12 protein-coding genes are annotated in these 14,263 nt (G+C 70.6%); 3 read left to right on the forward strand and 9 right to left on the reverse strand.

The window, feature by feature from the left end; all coding sequences use genetic code 11:
- Positions 1–5 precede the first annotated feature (5 nt).
- The 5 genes from bchZ to ABD729_RS06345 all read right to left on the reverse strand — a co-directional run bounded on the left by bchZ (position 6) and on the right by ABD729_RS06345 (position 6,121).
- The gene (gene bchZ / locus ABD729_RS06325; protein ID WP_344709306.1) at positions 6–1,448 is read right to left on the reverse strand and encodes a chlorophyllide a reductase subunit Z; all 1,443 of its coding nucleotides are present in this window, start codon (positions 1,446–1,448) and stop codon (positions 6–8) included.
- Positions 1,445–2,980: a chlorophyllide a reductase subunit Y gene (gene bchY, locus ABD729_RS06330; protein ID WP_344709307.1), complete on the reverse strand. Its 1,536-nt coding sequence runs from the start codon at positions 2,978–2,980 to the stop codon at positions 1,445–1,447. Before bchY ends, bchZ begins: the two co-directional genes overlap by 4 nt.
- 12 nt (positions 2,981–2,992) lie before the next feature.
- A complete protein-coding gene (locus tag ABD729_RS06335; protein WP_425564852.1) occupies positions 2,993–3,973 on the reverse strand; it encodes a chlorophyllide a reductase iron protein subunit X in 981 nt (326 codons plus the stop codon).
- Positions 3,973–4,908, reverse strand: coding sequence for a chlorophyll synthesis pathway protein BchC (gene bchC / locus ABD729_RS06340; RefSeq protein ID WP_344709309.1), 936 nt, complete (start codon positions 4,906–4,908; stop codon positions 3,973–3,975). The genes ABD729_RS06335 and bchC overlap by 1 nt, the downstream gene beginning before the upstream one ends.
- A 106-nt stretch (positions 4,909–5,014) precedes the next feature.
- Entirely contained in the window at positions 5,015–6,121 is a 1,107-nt protein-coding gene (locus tag ABD729_RS06345; protein WP_344709310.1) for a methyltransferase, read from the reverse strand.
- A 65-nt stretch (positions 6,122–6,186) separates the two neighbouring features.
- Here ABD729_RS06345 and crtD point away from each other — a divergent pair, with 65 nt between their 5' ends.
- Positions 6,187–7,740 carry a 1-hydroxycarotenoid 3,4-desaturase CrtD gene (gene crtD / locus ABD729_RS06350; RefSeq protein ID WP_344709311.1) on the forward strand — a complete coding sequence of 518 codons (1,554 nt, stop codon included), beginning with the start codon at positions 6,187–6,189 and terminating at the stop codon, positions 7,738–7,740.
- Between the two features lie 122 nt (positions 7,741–7,862).
- Positions 7,863–8,579 carry a hydroxyneurosporene dehydrogenase gene (locus ABD729_RS06355; RefSeq protein ID WP_344709312.1) on the forward strand — a complete coding sequence of 239 codons (717 nt, stop codon included), beginning with the start codon at positions 7,863–7,865 and terminating at the stop codon, positions 8,577–8,579.
- On the opposite strand, the gene ABD729_RS06360 is transcribed toward ABD729_RS06355, so the two are convergent.
- The 4 genes from ABD729_RS06360 to bchI are packed head-to-tail and all read right to left on the reverse strand — an operon-like array spanning position 8,576 to position 12,134.
- Entirely contained in the window at positions 8,576–8,707 is a 132-nt protein-coding gene (locus tag ABD729_RS06360) for a hypothetical protein (RefSeq protein WP_344709313.1), read from the reverse strand. The genes ABD729_RS06355 and ABD729_RS06360 overlap by 4 nt on opposite strands.
- Positions 8,704–9,561 (reverse strand): alpha/beta fold hydrolase BchO, encoded by an 858-nt coding sequence (bchO, locus tag ABD729_RS06365; RefSeq protein WP_344709314.1) that lies wholly within the window; start codon positions 9,559–9,561, stop codon positions 8,704–8,706. The genes ABD729_RS06360 and bchO overlap by 4 nt, the downstream gene beginning before the upstream one ends.
- A gap of 3 nt (positions 9,562–9,564) precedes the next feature.
- Positions 9,565–11,145, reverse strand: a complete 1,581-nt coding sequence (locus ABD729_RS06370; RefSeq protein ID WP_344709315.1) for a VWA domain-containing protein — start codon at positions 11,143–11,145, stop codon at positions 9,565–9,567.
- Positions 11,136–12,134, reverse strand: coding sequence for a magnesium chelatase ATPase subunit I (gene bchI, locus ABD729_RS06375; protein ID WP_344709316.1), 999 nt, complete (start codon positions 12,132–12,134; stop codon positions 11,136–11,138). The genes ABD729_RS06370 and bchI overlap by 10 nt, the downstream gene beginning before the upstream one ends.
- A gap of 104 nt (positions 12,135–12,238) precedes the next feature.
- Here bchI and ABD729_RS06380 point away from each other — a divergent pair, with 104 nt between their 5' ends.
- Complete coding sequence (locus tag ABD729_RS06380) at positions 12,239–14,233, forward strand: TonB-dependent receptor (RefSeq protein ID WP_344709317.1); 1,995 nt, start codon at positions 12,239–12,241, stop codon at positions 14,231–14,233.
- Positions 14,234–14,263: the final 30 nt, after the last annotated feature.

Consider the following 14,263-nt stretch of genomic DNA (forward strand, 5'->3'; position numbering starts at 1 on the left):
GCCGCTCACGAGGCGAGCTCCATCAAGGTGTCGGCAAGCCGGTCGGCGGTGACCATCCGTTCGCCCGCCGAGCGGGCCGCGCGTTCGGCGGCGTCGCGCAGTTTCTTGGCGGCGGAGATCCGGACCAGCACGGGCTGGGCATCGACGATCGCCTGCAGTTTCAGGCGCGCGGCTTCTTCCCATTGCAGTTCGGACAGGCCGCGGGTCGGGGTCGCCTCGACCCGGTCGAGCTGGGACGCGCCGGGCAGGATGTGGAAAAGCGCGTCGAAAAGGGCGTTGCAGACCTCCTGGACGAGGTAGGTCGCGCCGGCATAGCCCATGAAGGGGGTGCCGGTGTGGCGGCGGATGATCGGCAGCGGGAAGCTGGCCGGGATGAACGTCGCGCGGGAGCCGGCTTCGGCAAGGTACATGCGCTCGTTGAAGCTGCCGAAGACGACCAACGGCGGCGCCGTGCGGATGGCATCGATCACTGCCTGGTTGTCGGGCTTGACCCCGGCGCGGCGGGAGAAGGCGAAGCTGCAAGGAAGGCCCATGTCGCCTTCGAGAAAGGCGCGGATGCCGCGGGCGTAGGTGTCGTTGGCGTGGATACCGAAGCTTGCCGTGCCGAAGAAATCCTGGGTGACCGAGCGCCACAGGTCCCACAAGGGCTTGATCGTGGTGTGCTTTTCGCGCGCGATGAACGGCTGCGGATCAAGCCCGAGGAGTTCGCCCAGCTGTTCCAGGAACAGGGTGGTCGAGGTCAGCCCGATCGGCGCCTGGAGATACGGACGGTCGAGCTCCTCGCAGAGCTTGCGGCCGAATTCGCGGTACATGCAGATGTTGACCGAGGCGTCGGCGAGCTTGCGGATATCCGCCAGGTGCGTGCCGAGCGGGAAGACGCAATTGACCTCGGCGCCGATGCCTTCGACCAGGCGGCGGATTTCCGCCAGGTCAGAGGGCATGTTGAAGGTGCCGTACATCGGGCCGATGATGTTGACCCGGGGCTTGTCGCCATCCTTGAGCTTCTTGGGCCCGGGAACCTTCTTGGGTCCGAACTGGGTCCACAGCCACGCGAGTGCGCGGTCGGCGGACTGCCACTGGTCCTCGTCGATGGTGCGCGGGAGGAAGCGCTGGATGCTGGTGCCTTCGGGCGTGACGCCGCCGCCGATCATCTCGGCGATCGAGCCGGTCACGACGACGCTGGGGAGGTCGGGATCGAGGGTCGCCCACGCCCGCTTCATCGCGCCTTCGGTGCCGTCGCGGCCGAGTTCCTGTTCGGACAGGCCGGTGACGACGATCGGAAGCTCATGCGGGGGAAGCGCGTCGGTGTAGTGGAGCACCGAGGTGACCGGCAGATTCTCGCAGCCGACGGGGCCGTCGATCACCACCTGCAGTCCCTTGACCGCGGTAAAGGCGTAGACCGCGCCCCAGTAACCGCCGGCGCGGTCATGATCGAGGATCAGGGTCATGAGCCGATCGCCTCGCTGGCCTTGGCGGCGGCGATCCGGCGGGCGGCGTAGCGCGCCTTGAAGTCGGGGCGGTCGACCGGAAGCTCTTCGTGGATGCCCGCCGTGTGGCCTTCGCCGACGCCTTCGAAGAAGGACTTCATCGAGGCCATGCGATCCTTGCCGGCAATCGCGGCGTTGATCACCGTGGCGAGGCTGCCGGCGCCGGCCGGACCCATCAGCGGACGGGCCGAGATGAGGTTGGTGAAGTAGAGCGCGGGCATGCCCTTGGCCTTGGCGTGCTGGACCACCGGCGTGGTGCCGATCGCGAGGTCGGGGCCATATTCCTCGACCGCGGCGAGATCCTGTTCGAGGCTGGCGCGATAGTTGATGCGGACGCCGTGCGCCTCGAGCCATTCGCGGTCGGGGTCCGACCACTGGGTGCGCGGGCAGGCGGTGCCGACATAGGGGACGTGGGCGCCGCTTTCGATCAGCAGCCGGGCGACCAGCAGTTCGGAGCCTTCATAGCCCGAGACGGTGACGCGGCCCTTGATCGGCATGGCGGCGAGCGCCCCGCGGATGGCGGGCAGGATCGCGTTCTTGGCCGCGGCGACCTTGTCGGCGGCGATCCCGCACGCATTGCCGATCGCGTCGAGCCAGGCGGCGGTGCCGTCGGCGCCGACCGGCGCCGAGCCGACGACGGAGCGGCCGGCAGCGGTGAATTCGCGCACGCTGGCGGTGTAGAAGGGATGGATGGCCGCAACCGCGGCGCAATCGAGCGCGCCATAGAGTTCGCGCCATTCGCGGGTCGGGACGACCGGACCGGCGGCAAGCCCAAGCGGGGCGAGCAGCTGGCCGATGACCACGGGATCGGCCGGGAACATCTCACCCAGCAAGGTGATGGTTGGGCGGTCCGACCGTTCACGCGGGAGCGCGACCGGGCCGGCGGCGGCCTCGGCGCGGGCGAAGGCGAGCATCGCGCCGGCGAGCACGTCCTTGGCCTCGGCATGGGTGGGGACACCGAAGCCCGGAACGTCGATCCCGACCACGCGGACGCCGTTGATCTCCTTGGGGAGGAGCTGCAGCGGGACGCCCGAAGCGGTGGGGACGCAGAGGTTGGTGACGATGATGGTGTCGTAGAGCGCCGGATCGGCGATCTCGTGCACCGCGTCGCGGATGTCCTCGAACAGCTTGCCGGTGACCAGGGTCTCCGAGCTGAAGGGAACGTAGCCGACGCTGCGCTTGGCGCCGTAGAAATGCGAGGTGAAGGTCAGGCCGTAAACGCAGCAGGCCGAGCCCGAGAGGATGGTCGCGGTGCGACGCATGCGAAGTCCGACGCGCAAGGAGCCGAACGCCGGGCACATGCTCTGCGGCTGGTCGTGCGGGCCCTTGGGATAATCGCGCGCGAAACCTTCGAGCAGCTCGCCCTTGCCGGCGGCCGTCGCTTCCGCGTGCAGACGCTCGGCCCCGGCATGGCAGCCGGAACCGCTGTCGGCGGCGGTCGGCTCGACCTCGATACGGTCGAGCTCGCGCGAGGTGGGCGCGACATAGTCCATCAGGCGCGCCCCTCAGATCGTGTCATAAATGACCTCGAGGCTGGCCTTCGGCACGAAGTCCGCGCTGCGCATGTCGGCCTGGGTGGCAGGCTTGAGCGAATAGTCGGCACCGGTGATGTCGGCGCTGAACAGGCCGAGCAGGCCGTCCTGGTCGAGCGGGGTCGGGCGCAGCGGCGGGGCCGTCGCGACATTTTCCGCCAGTTCCTCGAACAGGCTGCCCCACTGACCGCCGGGCATGCCGATGATCTGGTAGTTGGCGCTCTTCTTGCGGATGTCTTCGTTGGCGGGGATCGCGGTCAGGACCGGGATTCCGACGGCTTCGGCAAAGGCATTGGCTTCGCCCGTGCCGTCGTCCTTGTTGAGGATCATGCCCGCCACGCCGACGTTGCCACCGAGCTTGCGGAAATATTCCACCGCCTTGCAGACGTTGTTGGCGACGTAGAGCGACTGGAGGTCGTTCGAAGCGACGACGATGACCTTCTGGCACATGTCGCGGGCGATCGGCAGGCCGAAGCCGCCGCACACCACGTCACCCAGGAAGTCGAGCAGGACGTAGTCGAACCCCCATTCGTGGAAGCCCAGCTTCTCGAGCGTTTCGAAGCCGTGGATGATGCCGCGCCCGCCGCAGCCGCGGCCGACCTCGGGTCCGCCAAGCTCCATCGCGAACACGCCATCGCGCTGAAAGCAGACGTCTTCGATCCCGACTTCCTCGCCCGCCAGTTTCTTGGCCGAGCTGGTTTCGATGATGGTCGGGGTCGACTTGCCGCCGAACAGGAGGCTGGTGGTGTCTGACTTGGGATCGCAGCCGATCAGCAGCACGCGCTTGCCCTGCTGGGCCATCATGTAGCTGAGGTTAGCGAGCGCGAAGCTCTTGCCCGAGCCGCCCTTGCCGTAGATGGCGATGATCTGCGTCTTGCTGGTGGGTTCGGCGGTGTGAACCGGATCGGGTTCGTGCGCGGCTTCCTCACGGAGCGTCTCGTGGTGGTCGAGCATCAAGGCCATCCTCTCCAGTCGAGCACCATCTTGAGACAGCGGCGGTCGGCGAAAGCGTAAGGGTAGGCGTCCGCGGCCTCTTCGGCGGGGCGGACGTCACTGATCAGGCCGGCAAGCGACAGGCGGCCGGTATCGACCAGCGTGCGGACGGCGGCGAGGTCGTCGGGCTGCCATTCGGCGGCGATGCGCAGGCGCGCTTCACGCATGAAGGCGGGCGGAAAGGCGAAGCGGACCGGCGCGGCGTAGAAGCCGCCGAGCACGAGTTCGCCCTGCGGGGCGAGGCGGCCGATCAGGGTGTCGAGCAGGGCGGAGTCGCCGGTCACGTCGACGATGACGCGGTAATCGCGGCGCTCGTCGGCCTCGGCCGTGGTGACGGTATAGCCTTCGGCACCGCCAGCGCGAAGCGGGTCGGCTTCCCACACGGTGGGCGGCGGAGCGCCGCAGGCGATGGTGAGGCGGGCGATCAGGCGGCCGAGAACGCCGTGACCCACGATCAGTTCGGGCGCCGGGCCACCTTCGAGGAGGTGCGAGGCAGTCGCCGCAAGCGCGAGGAGGATGCCGTCCTGTCCAAGCTTCTCGGGCACCGAAAGGGCGCGGGCGGCGGGGACGATCAGGCGGCGGGCGGTGCCGCCGAACAGGCCGTGCGCGTCGCGGTAGCAGCGGGCGCCGGGGACGAAGACCCACTCACCGATGCGCGAACTGGCGTCGCTTCCGGCATCGACGATGCGGCCGACCGATTCGTAGCCTGGAACCAGCGGATAGCCGAGGCCGGGGAAGGGCGGCATGGCGCCCGACCACAGGAGCTTTTCGGTGCCGCTGCTGATCCCGCTCCAGGCGACATCGACCAGAACGTCGCCGTCGCCCATCGGATCGAGCGCGAGTTCGCGAAGCGCGATCCGCTCGGGTGCCTCGATGATGACGGCCAGTGCGTCCAACAGCAATTCCTGAGGGGACGACCGTCGCTACAAAAGATATCGCAGCGCCGACTTCCCCCATGTGTCTTCTGCGCTTGACACTATTTGTTGTCAAGCGAGGTAGACGTCAGACGGTGGCGACGAGGCAGCTGGCGACCAGCGGAAGGGGCGTAGGCCGCTGGACTGACTTGGAGAATCCCGCGGCGCGAAGCATCGCCCGGATCTCGTCCGGGGTGCGCGGACGGCCCGAGCGCATGGCGGTAAGGTAAAGACCGAAATAAGCGTGGCCTTCCGGTGCCTTGCCGGGCGCCGCCATGGGTTCGACGATCAGCAGCCGCCCGCCGGGCGAAAGCGCCGCGCGACTCGCGGCCAGGATGGCGAGCGCGGGCTCGTCGTCATGGTCGTGAAGCACGCGGACCAGGCTGTGGAGGTCGTAGCCGGCGGGGAGGGGATCGTGCCGGAAGTCACCCGGGTGGCGGGCGATCCCATCCTCGGCGGCGGTCGCCGCGATCACTTGCGGGCGATCGAACAGGCCGAGTGCAAGGCCCGGCACGCTCTCGCCGACCGCGCGGAGAAAGGCGCCGGAGCCGCCGCCGATGTCGAGCAGGCGCCGGTGGCGGGCGAATCGGTAGGCGGCGAGTGCCTGCGCGGCGACCATCGGCTGGGTCGCGCTCATCAGTTCGGAATAGGTGCGCGCGTCGGCGGGATCGCTTCCGGGGGCATAGTCCCACAGGCTTGCGAGCGCGCCGCCGCCGCTTCCGCGCAGCAGCGCCAGCGGGTCGGCAAGGTCGGCATAGAAGAGGCGGTGGTGGCGGATCATCGCTTCAAGGCCCGGGGTGGCGACGAGCGCCGCGCCGCGCACGCCGAGCGTCCAGTGTTCCCCCACGTGCTGCGTCAGGTCGAGCGAGGCGGCGGCAAGGAGCAGGGTGCGAGTCGCGTGCGGAGTCAGGCAGGCGGCGCCGGCGGCCTGGTCGAGGGTGAGCGGCATATCCGCAAGGGTGCGCAGGAGCCCGCTTTCGACCAGCGCGGCGGTGACCTGGCTGTAGACGAAGCCCGCGGTGAGATCGAACAGGCGGCGAGCGTGACGCCTGGCGATCCAGCGGCCGGGAAGCAGCCGCTGGGCGAGCGCCTGGAAGCGGGGTGATGCGATCAGCCGGTTGCGCCACTGGGCCAGCGCCAGGCCGGGATGCCGGCCCGCTTGGTCGCGCGGGATCGGACGCTTGCTGTCAAGCACGCTTGTTCCTTGCTGCTGTCCATGAGCTTGGACACATGTTAGGCTGCGCGTCAATGGAGGCGGACATGGCAAGGCCTGGGCAGGTGGTGGTGATCGGCGCCGGTATCGGTGGCCTTGCCAGTGCCGTGTTGCTCGCCGCCAGGGGCGTGGCGGTCACCCTCGTCGAAAAGGATGCGCACGCCGGGGGCAAGGTGCGGCGGCAGGAGGTCGGGGGTGTGGCCGTCGATGCCGGGCCGACGGTCTTCACCTGCAAGGACGTGTTCGAGGCGTTCTTCGCCGAAGCGGGCGCGGACCTCAGCCAGCGTTGCACCATCCGCCAGGCCGATCTGGTCGCGCGCCATGCGTGGAGCGCGAGCGAGCGACTCGACCTGTTCGCCGACCCCCGGCGCAGCGAGGATGCAATCGGGGAGTTCGCGGGTGCGGAGGCGGCGCGGGGCTATCGCGCGTTCCGGACCGAGGCCCAGCGCATCCACGACATCCTCGACCAGAGCTTTATGCGGAACAGCCGGGTCTATCCGCCGATGCTGATGTGGCGAATCGGCTTGTGGCGGCTGGGCGCGCTGCGGGCGATCCGGCCCTACGAGAGCCTGTGGAGCGCGCTTGGCGGACACTTCCGCGATCCGCGGCTGCAGCAATTGTTCGGGCGCTACAGCACCTATTGCGGTTCCTCGCCGTTCCGGGCGCCCGCCACCCTGATGCTGATCGCGCATGTCGAGGCGATGGGCGTGTGGCTGATCGAAGGTGGCCTGAGCGCGCTGGCCGAAGCGCTGGCGCAACTGGCGCGCGAGCAGGGCGCGCGGCTGCGGTTTGGCGAGGCGGTGAGCGAGATCCTGGTCGAGCGCGGCCGTGCGGCGGGCGTGCGGCTGGAGAGCGGCGAGGTGATCCGCGCCGACAGCGTGATCGCCAATGCCGATCCGGCGGCGATCGCGTCCGGCGCGTTCGGAAGAGCGGGCCGCGGCGGAGTGCGTGCCGTGCCGCCGAAGCGCCGGTCGCTGTCGGCGATGACCTGGCTGGTCAAGGCAAAGACCGGGGGCTTCCCGCTCGACCGGCACAATGTGTTCTTCTCGCCCGACTATCGCGCGGAGTTCGCGGCGCTCGAGCAGGGACAGCTCGCCCGGAACCCGACCGCTTACGTGTGCGCGATCGATCGGCCGGGCGACGCGCCTGCCGACGGCGAGCGCTTGCAGATCATCGTCAATGCGCCGGCGAACGGCGACACCCATCCTTATGGACCCAAGGAGAGCGATGCATGTGGAGCCGCGATGTGGGAGCGGCTCAGCCGCTGCGGTTTGACGGTAGAGCCGCTGGCCGAGCCGCTGGTAACGACCCCGGCGGACTTCGCGGGGCGGTTCCCGTCGACGGGTGGGGCCCTTTATGGACGGGCCTCGCACGGGTGGGCGGCCTCCTTCCTCCGGCAGAGCGCCCGCACGAGGATCCCTGGGCTTTATTGCGCGGGCGGGAGCACCCATCCGGGCGCGGGCGTTCCGATGGCGGCCTTGTCCGGACGCCTGGCCGCGGGACAAGTGCTGAAGGACTTGGCTTCGACCAGGACGTTCCGGCCGGTGGCTATGCCTGGTGGTATGTCGATGCCCTCTCCGACTGCGGTGCCTTCGGGCTGACCATCATCGCTTTCCTGGGGTCGGTCTTCTCCCCTTATTACAAGAAGAGCGGGCGGGGCGATCCGATCGATCATGCCTGCATCAACGTCGCGCTCTACGGCCCGCGTGGGGCACGCTGGACGATGACCGAGCGCGGAGCGTCGAGCGTCGCGCGCGGCGCCGATCATCTTGCGGTCGGCGACAGCCTCGTGCGCTGGAACGGCGACCGGATGATCATCGACATCGAGGAGAAGGCGATCTGGCTTGGCGTTCCCTACCATCCCCCCGTGCGCGGGCGGGTGGTGATCGAGCCCGAGCTGTGGAGCGGGCAGCGCTTCGCGCTCGATCCCGCGGGCAGGCACATGTGGCGGTCGATCGCGCCGCGGGCACGGGTGCGGGTCGAGATGGAGCAGCCGGGGGTGAGCTGGAGCGGGAGCGGTTATCTCGATGCCAACAGCGGCAGCGAGGCGCTGGAGGAGGGGTTCGCCGACTGGCAATGGTCGCGCGCGCATCTCGGGCGCGAGGCGGCGGTGCTGTACGAGGGCGTGCGGCGCGACGGGTCGACCTTCGCGTCGGCCCTGCGGTTCGATGCTCAGGGCCGGGCGAGCGAGGAAGCGCTTCCGCTCGGGGCGCCTCTACCGGCGACGCGCTGGCTGATGGGGCGGCGGACGCGTGCCGACCGGGGGCATGCGCGAGTGGTGCGGACATTCGAGGATTCGCCCTTCTACGCGCGCTCGGCAGTGGCAAGCCGGTTGTTCGGGCAGGAAGTGGTGGCGATGCACGAGAGCCTGTCGCTCGATCGCTTCCGCTCACCGATCGTGCAGTGGATGCTGCCCTACAAGATGCCGCGGCGCGCCTAGCTTTTCTCGTCGTCCTTCCGGGCGCGGTCGCGGGCGATTTCGCGGTTGATGGAGACGAGCTGCCAGCCGCCGATCCCGAGCGCGATGATGGCGACGAACACCACTTCGACCCAGCCGTAATTCGTCATGCCTGCTCTCCCGCCATGATCCGCGCCGCCGCGATTTCGGGCCGTTCCTCGTGGAGGAGGTGGCCGAGGACCGGCACCATCTCCAGTTCGGCCCGGGCCAGCCGGGCGACGCGGCGAACATCGTTGGCGGCAATCGCACGATCGCCCGCGCCATGCACGATGGACAAAGGCACAGGCAGGTGCGGAAGCGCGCGTTCGAGCGGTTCGAGACGCCAGTTGGCCATCATCGCGATGGTGCCGCGAAGATGGTCGGGATCGGCGAACAGGCGCTGGTAGAGCGCGGTGCCGCGGGCATCGAGGTGCGAGCCGGTGGCCCGTTCGAGGAAGCGTTCGACCTGGCCCGGCGAGCGGGCGACCGAGGCGAAGATGCCGATCGCCAGCGGGTTTAGGAACAGCATTCGCGCAAAGCTGCCGAACAGGGGCGCGGCGCTTCCGCCCATCGGGAGCAGGGCGGGGCAGAAGGCGACGATCGGCCCGGTGACGGTGCCGGCAATGGCCATGCGGCAGGCGATGGCGGCGCCCGCGCTGTGACCGACCACGCGGGGCTTGGGTGTGCCGAGGGCGGCGAGGAGGGCGGCGAGCGCCTCCGCCATGGCGTCGAGGGTCGGCCCGCCCGCCAACGCTCCGCGGGTGAAGGCGTGGCCGGGAAGGTCGGGGATCATGAGCTGGTGCTTGCCAGCAAGCAGCGGGGCGACGTCGCGCCAGCTATGGCTGCTGGCGCCGGTGCCGTGGAGGAGCAAGAGCGGCGGGCCTGACCCGAAGAGCTGGACGTGCCACTTCAACCCTCCGGCATCGACGAAGCGGCTATGCTCGCGAAGCGGCCAGTCGCGTCCGTCCCGTTCGAAGTCGAGCATCGTTCAGGCCACGGCCGAAAGGGCGGCGGCGATGGCGGGGGCAGCGCCGAGCGGCAGGTGGAGGTAGCGCGCGGCCATGTCCTTCGCGAGGGCGGAGGCTTCCGGGCGGGCGCGCGGGCCGATGTCGATGACGAGCGCGCTGAGAGCCGCCGACCGGACCCGTTTGGCGGCCGCGGAGGCGTCGCTGGCGGCGGCGGTCCGGTCCTGGCTGCCGTCGAGCGCAATATTTGCACGGCCGTCGGTGAGGAGGACCAGCGCCGGGATTCGGCCGCGCTGGGCGGCGGCAAGCGCAAGTTCGCGCGCCGCGTCGATGCCGGCGGCAAGCGGGGTGCCGCCGCCGCCGGGCAAGCTGGCGAGGAGCTTGCGGGCGCGGGTCAGCGAGCGGGTCGGCGGCAGGAGCAGGGTCGCGCCTTCGCCCCGGATGGCGACCAAGGCGACTTCCGCGCGGCGCACGTAGCTTTGCTGGAGCAGGGTTTCGACCGCGCCCTTGGCTTCGGCGAGGCGCTGCGCCGCGGCTGAGCCCGAAGCATCGACCGCGAAGACGGTGAGGGCGGCAGACTTGGCCTCGTGCCGGCGGATGCGCAGGTCATCCTTGGCGATGCGGATGCGATCGGTGCGACCGCGCACCCGCTGCCACGGCGCCGCCGCGCGCAGGGTGTCGAGGATGGCAAGGCGCGCGCCGTTGCCGGGCCGACCCGGGCGGGCGCCGAGCATCCGGCCATGGAGCGGCGAGGCCCGGCGGCCCGACTTGCCGCCGCCGCGCTGCTGCTTGTGGAGGGTGCCCGACGCGAGCAGCGCGGCAAGGAGTTCGGCGGGAAGCGCGGTTCGGACCGCCTCCAGGACGACGTCCTCGAGCTTGCGGACTTCGGTGCTGCGCAATTGCTCCGGCGGGGGTGGCGGCGGTGGTTCGGCCTCGGCCGGCGGCGCGGGCAGACGGGTGGCGCGGGGCGCGAGAACGGTGCGGAGCGCGAAGCCGAGCGCCGCGTCATCAATGCCGTCGCGGCCGCGCAAGGCGGCATGGGCGCGGGCAGCGCGCAGGGCGAACAGGTCGGCGCGGGCCCCTGCAACGCCGAGCATGGCGGCGGCCGAAGCAATGGTGTCGGCTGCCTGGTCGTCGGAGATGGCGGCGCCGGGCTCGGCCGTGTCATCGCCGCCGTCGGTGAGGAGGTGGAAGGCGACCCGCTCGGCAAGGCAGGCGGCGGGTCCGGCCTCTTCCGCGTCGAGGCTGCGATCGAGGAGAAGGAGGGCGGGGCCGCCTTGATCGAGGGCGGTGGCGAGGCGGCCGGCGACCGGGCCGGCGAGGCGTTCGGCGCCGGGAACGAGGAGCAGGCTTCCGCGAGCCTCATCGAGCAGCCCCGGCCGGCGCACCGGGCGCGAGGCAGCGAGGGTGGCGGCGACGTCGAGGCCGCCGTCCAGCCGCTCCATGTCGATGCTGGCGGGAAGCTTGCGCACCGATGCGTCGGACAGGAGTGCGGTAAGGGCGTCTTCGCCATCGCCGTCGGTGCGGAGCCAGAGTCCGCCAAACCACCCTGGGTGAAGCGCGACCAGCGCGGCCGCGGCGTTGGCGTCCGCGCTTAAGGCCACAGCTCGGCCATGGCGCGTTCGATCCGCACCGTCGGGCCGGTCTCGTCGAGCACGCCGCGGCGGAGGCGGTGGCGGAGCGCCATCGGGGCGACCGTGCGCAGGTGGCTTCGGCCGACCGCGCTTTCACCGTCCAGCGCGGCGACGGCGCGGGCGGCGCGGATCAGCGTGAGCTCCCCGCGCAAGCCATCGGCGCCGACCGCCATGCACAGCATCGCAGCATCGGCGAGGGTGGAATCGGGAACCGTGATCGCCGCGAGCAGCGCCCGGCCGTCGGCGATCCGGTTGAGGATCTGGCGATCCTTGCGGCGCCATTTGGCGGCAAAGGCCTTGCCGTCGCGTTCGGCCGCGTCGCAGCGGCGCATGATCTCGATCCGCTGCTGTACGTCCTGCGGGGTGCGGACCTCGACCGACAGGCCGAAGCGGTCGAGCAACTGGGGTCGCAGCTCGCCTTCCTCCGGATTGCCGCTGCCGACGAGGACGAAGCGGGCGTCGTGGCGGACACTGAGGCTTTCGCGCTCGACCACGTTCTCGCCGCTGGCGGCGGCATCGAGCAGGAGGTCGACGAGATGATCCTCGAGGAGGTTGATCTCATCGATGTAGAGGAAGCCGCGGTTGGCCTTGGCGAGGAGGCCGGGTTCGAACGCCTTCTCGCCGGCGACCAGCGCGCGTTCGATGTCGAGGGCGCCGGTGACGCGGTCCTCGGTGGCGCCGAGGGGGAGGTCGACGAAGGGCACGGCCACATCGTCCACTTTGCCGTTGCCGCCGTGACTGCATTTGGGCCCTGCGGGATCGCAATTGAAGCGGCATCCGGCGACGACCTTCATCGGCGGAAGCAGGGCGGCGAGGGCGCGGGCGGCGGTCGATTTTCCGGTGCCGCGATCGCCGAACACCATGACGCCGCCGATGCGCGGCTCCACCGCGGCGATCAGGAGCGCGCGCTTCATTTCGTCCTGCCCGACGATGGCAGAGAAGGGAAAAGCGGCCACCAAGGCTCCCGTGTCAACGCGAATGGACGCAGGCTATCGTCAATACAGCTTGCGGTCCAGTGCACGCGGCGTTGCGCACTGCTTTTGTGCTGCTACGGCGCGGGGCAATGCAACCGGCGCCGCCCCCGCCCGACATCGTGATCACCGCGCCGGCCCTGCCCGAGCCTGCGGGCGAGCGCCTGCTGGGGGTGAGCCGGATCGACGAGAAGCGGTTGACCGAAGCGGGCGGCGAGGGCGCCGAGCAACTGCTGCGCGAGGCGGCGGGGGTGATCCTGTTCCGCCGCTCGGATGCGCGGAGCGGACAGCCGACCAGCCAGGGCGTCACGCTGCGGGCGCTCGGGGGCAATGCCGCGAGCCGGGCGCTGCTGGTGCTCGACGGGGTGCCGCAGGCCGACCCGTTTGGGGGCTGGATCAACTGGCCGGCCTATGATCCGGCGACGCTGGCCGAGGTGCGCATCGTGCGCGGCGGCGGGGCGGTGACCAACGGACCGGGCGCGCTGGCGGGCACGATCGAGATGACGAGCCTGTCCGCGCGGGGCTTCAGCGGGACGGTTGAGGCGGGAAGCCGCGGGGCGCTGTTCGGAAGCGGGCGGGCCGGGCTGGCGGCGGGGGGCGGGACGCTGACCCTGTCGGGCTATGGCGGGCGCGGCGAAGGGTTCGTGCCGATCGAGGCAGCGGTGCGCGGACCGGCCGACCGGGCGTCGCCTTATGCCTTTGGCGGCGGGCGGCTGCGCTGGGTCGGGGCGGTCGGGGCCCGTCTGACGCTGGAAGCCATGGCGGGCGGTTTCGACGACCGGCGGGAGCGGGGGCTCGCCTTTACCGAGAACCGGACCAGGGGTCTCGACGGATCGCTCCGGCTGGTCGGACGCGGACGGTGGGCATGGTCGGCGCTTGCCTATGCGCAGCGGCGATCGTTCAACAGCAGCTTTGCCGGGATCGACCGGGCGCGCACCGCGGCATTCCGCACGGCGCTGCAATATGACGTGCCGGGGCGCAGCTACGGCTGGAGCGTCGAGCTGCGCCCGCCGTTGGGCGAGGGAACCGAATTTCGCCTCGGCAGTGACGGGCGGCAGATGCGGGGGCGGTCGGACGAGCTGGCCACTTACGTCGCGGGCGTTGCCACACGCGACCGGCGCTCGGGCGGCGAAGCGGACCATGCGGGGCTATTTGCCGAGCTGACACGGCGCAATGGCGCGCTGATCCTCAGCGGCACGGCGCGGGTCGATCGCTGGCGGATCACCGACGGTATCCTGCGCGAACGTTTGGTGGTGAGCGGCGCGACCCTGGTGGACCAGCGCTTCGCCGATCGGTCGGGCTGGCGCCCGACGGCGCGGGCGGCGGCGGGGGTGACACTCGGCGACACGATCGAGCTGCGCAGCGCGGCGTACCTTGGCTGGCGGCTGCCGACGCTGAACGAGCTGTTCCGGCCGTTTCGCGCGGGGAGCGACGCAGTTGCGGCCAACCCGCTGCTCAGCCCCGAGCGGCTGCGCGGTGCGGAGATCGGTGCCGACTGGAAGCAGGGGGGCGCGACCCTGGCGCTGACCGCCTTCGCCAATCGGCTTGGCCGGCCGATCGCCAACGTCACGCTCGGCAACGGGCCGGGCACGTTCCCGGGGGTCGGGTTCGTTGCGGCGGGGGGAAGCTATCGCCAGCGGCAGAACCTCGACCGGATCGACGTCGTGGGGCTGGAGGCGGCGGCCGAGTGGCGGCGCGGCGCGTGGACCCTCGCCGGTTCGCTAGCGCTCGCTGACGCGCGGGTCCGGACGGGCGGGCCAGCGGCGGCGCTGGATGGGCTGCGACCGGCCCAGACTTCTCCGGTCGCGGCCGGGGCCTGCGTGCGGTGGGAGCGCAGCGGGCGATCGCTCGGCCTTGTCCTCAGACATTCCGGGCGGGCCTACGAGGATGACCTCAACCGCCTGGTGCTGCCCGCCGCGACGACGCTCGACGCTGCGGCTGCCTTTCCCCTCGCGGCAGGGCTGAGCCTTACCGCCCGCGCCGAGAATTTGGCGGATGCGCGGGTGGTTGCCGGACGGACCAGCGATGGCATCACCGAACGCGCGACCCCGCGTAGCCTGTGGCTGGGACTGAGGCTGGCGCGCTGAGCGTGGCGGATGGGCGACACTTGGACGCAA

This window comes from Sphingomonas humi (assembly GCF_039536725.1).
Classification (GTDB): domain Bacteria; phylum Pseudomonadota; class Alphaproteobacteria; order Sphingomonadales; family Sphingomonadaceae; genus Sphingomicrobium; species Sphingomicrobium humi.